Source organism: Corallococcus sp. CA047B (genome assembly GCF_003612065.1).
In the GTDB taxonomy this organism is placed as follows: domain Bacteria; phylum Myxococcota; class Myxococcia; order Myxococcales; family Myxococcaceae; genus Corallococcus; species Corallococcus praedator.
Genome location: NZ_RAWD01000588.1, coordinates 1 through 2,451 on the forward strand (window position 1 = coordinate 1; position 2,451 = coordinate 2,451).

The window sequence follows — 2,451 nt, forward strand, 5'->3', positions numbered from 1 at the left end:
GGGTGGCGGAATGGGGATGGCCACCATGGGGCCCGCGACGACGGGCGTGAGGGGCTCCTCGCTCTCCAGCAGCTTGGTGAGCCGGAAGGCCCCGTAGGCCCCGCCCATGAGCACCCCCAGCACCAGCAGGGCCCACACCGCGCCCAGCTTCGAGCGCTTCACCGGGGGCGCGGTGTCCGCGCTGGAGGCCTCGTCCGCCCGCAGCCGCGCGACCTCCGCCTTCTTGCGCGCCTCCACGACGCTCAGGGCGTCCGCCTTGCGCTCCGGCAGGTAGGGGCCGTCATCCTTCTGCAGCGCGCGCTTCGCCGACGCCATCACCTGGCTGCTCGTCGTCACGTCCGCGCTGTCCAGGAGCGAGCGCGTGGCGGCCATGCGTTCGGAGAAGAGGCCCTTCATCAGGGCCGCGCGCTGCTCGGCGTCCATCAGCTTGGTACCGGCCGCCTTCTCGATGGCGCGCGCCATGTCCCGGCCGGACGCGTACCGGCGATCCACGTTGCGCTCCAGGGCGCGCATCACCACGCGGGAGATGTCCTCGGAGATGTGCGGCAGCAGCACGGAGGGCCACGGGATGGAGTCCTCGAGGATCTTCACCATCTCATCGCGCTCGGTCTTGCCGGCGAACAGCCGCTCGCCGGTGATGAGCTCGTGCAGCACCACACCCACGGAGAACAGGTCGCTTCTGCCATCCAGCGGATCGCCGCGCACCTGCTCCGGGGACATGTAGCCGGTGGTGCCCTTCACCGTGCCCACGTGGGTGCGCTCCAGGCTGTTCTTCGCCTTGGCGATGCCGAAGTCGAGCAGCTTCACGGTGCCGTCGTACGTCACCATGATGTTCTTCTGCGCCACGTCGCGGTGGATGACGGGGCTGGGCTGGCCGCCGGGCGACGTGAAGGTGTGCGCGTAGTGCAGCGCGAGGCAGACGTCGCGCGCCACCGACAGCGTGAAGCCCAGCGGCACCGGCTGGCGCTTCTTCAGGCACGCGCTGGTCACCTGGTTGAGGTTCTGCCCGCCGATGAACTCCATGGCCAGGTAGAGCCCGTCGTCCTCCTCCCCCAGGTCGAACACCTGCGCGATGTTCGGGTGGTTGAAGGCCGCGGTGATGCGCGCTTCGTCCAGGAACATGCGGACGAACTGCTCATTCGAACGCGCATCCGGGAGGATGCGCTTGATGACCACGTACTTGCGGAAGCCGCCCGGGCCGGACGTGTAGCCCAGGAACAGCTCCGCCATGCCGCCCACGGTCAACTGCGTGAGCACCTCGTACTTCCCGATGCGCTCGCCCCGATGGAAATCGATGAGGTCATCCTCCAGCGCCCCGGACCGGCGCGCCCGCATCAAGAGAAACGGAAAAATCGCCCGCGGACCATAACAGGGCTGTTGCTGCCGGGGACGTTCCGTCCAGGTGGAGACCCACTTGGGGTGGGCCCGCATGCCCCCCAGGTCCCTGTGGATGAGCTGTGGACGACAGGGGGCGGGCTGTGGACAACCGGCCGGCGAATCCCGGGGCTGTGGATGCCGGGGGAAAACCGGCAACTTGCCCACATGTAGCAGATCGCCGATTCCTGTATGAATCCACGGGGTTGCTGACTTGTCCCCAACTCCGCGCCGCCTACTGCTTCCACCAGTTGATCAACACTACAAATAGACTGGTTAAAGAAGACGGGGCCTGTGCCTTCGCGTGGGGAGAAGACGTCCCGCGAGCCTCCGCTACAGGCTGCATCCGCTACAGGAGCGTGGCACGCAGGCGGTCCAGCAGGCCGGGCAGGTCCTGGAGCAGCTGCCGGTCCAGGTCCTCCAGCGCGTCGCGGAACATGGCCAGGTCCTCCGGCTCGCGTTCAGCGGACACCATGCGCTGCAGGCCGCGCAGGCGCAGGTTGCGCTGGACCAGCCGGGCCAGGGTGTCCTCCAGCTCGTCGCCGAGCTCGGGGTCCAGGCGCAGTTCCTGTCCCACCAGCTCCCGGAGCTGCTCCACGCGGTACGTGAGCTCCCAGCTCTCCTCGTAGCCCGCGCGCCGGGGGACCGGCTGCCCTGGGTTCCACCGCTCGTTCACATGCCCTCTAGTGCGGCCGGGGCCGGGTGAGGCCTGTCAGCGACAGCCGGGTGCGCGTCGGATCCAACTCCACGAGCATCCGGCAGTCCGCCACGTCCAGGCGCAGGGTGTAGGGAAGGCAGGGCGCGCGGTCCGAGTGCTCCCGGCTCGCGTCCGCGCCCATCCGGAACAGCTCCGCCAGCACCGCCCGCCGGACCTCCGGCGAAAGCCCGTCCACAGTGGATTGCACGCCTCGGACGATAAGCACCGTGAAGGCCTGCATTCCGGGAGAAACACTGGAGGGGCTGGCCAAGGTCATGCTGAGAACCTTTGCCAGAACCGTACCTTGCAACAGGTCTGTGTTTTCAGGGGGTTGGCGGGGGGCGGAATGTTTGGGGCTGAAAAAAACTCCGGGTCGGAAG

The 2,451-nt window shown here is 68.1% G+C and carries 3 protein-coding genes; all 3 read right to left on the reverse strand.

Going from position 1 to position 2,451, the window contains the following annotated elements:
- A partial coding sequence (locus D7X74_RS41290) for a serine/threonine-protein kinase (protein ID WP_233602481.1) occupies positions 1-1,335 on the reverse strand: 1,335 nt, incomplete at its 3' end.
- A 388-nt stretch (positions 1,336-1,723) separates the two neighbouring features.
- The gene (locus D7X74_RS41295; protein WP_120538390.1) at positions 1,724-2,050 is read right to left on the reverse strand and encodes a hypothetical protein; all 327 of its coding nucleotides are present in this window, start codon (positions 2,048-2,050) and stop codon (positions 1,724-1,726) included.
- A gap of 7 nt (positions 2,051-2,057) precedes the next feature.
- Positions 2,058-2,348 carry a hypothetical protein gene (locus tag D7X74_RS41300; RefSeq protein WP_120538391.1) on the reverse strand — a complete coding sequence of 97 codons (291 nt, stop codon included), beginning with the start codon at positions 2,346-2,348 and terminating at the stop codon, positions 2,058-2,060.
- Positions 2,349-2,451 lie beyond the last annotated feature (103 nt).

Bases quoted from the DNA above. Each gene is read 5' to 3' on its own strand.
- D7X74_RS41300 (WP_120538391.1), bottom strand. From the start codon at position 2,348: ATGACCTTGGCCAGCCCCTCCAGTGTTTCTCCCGGAATGCAGGCCTTC.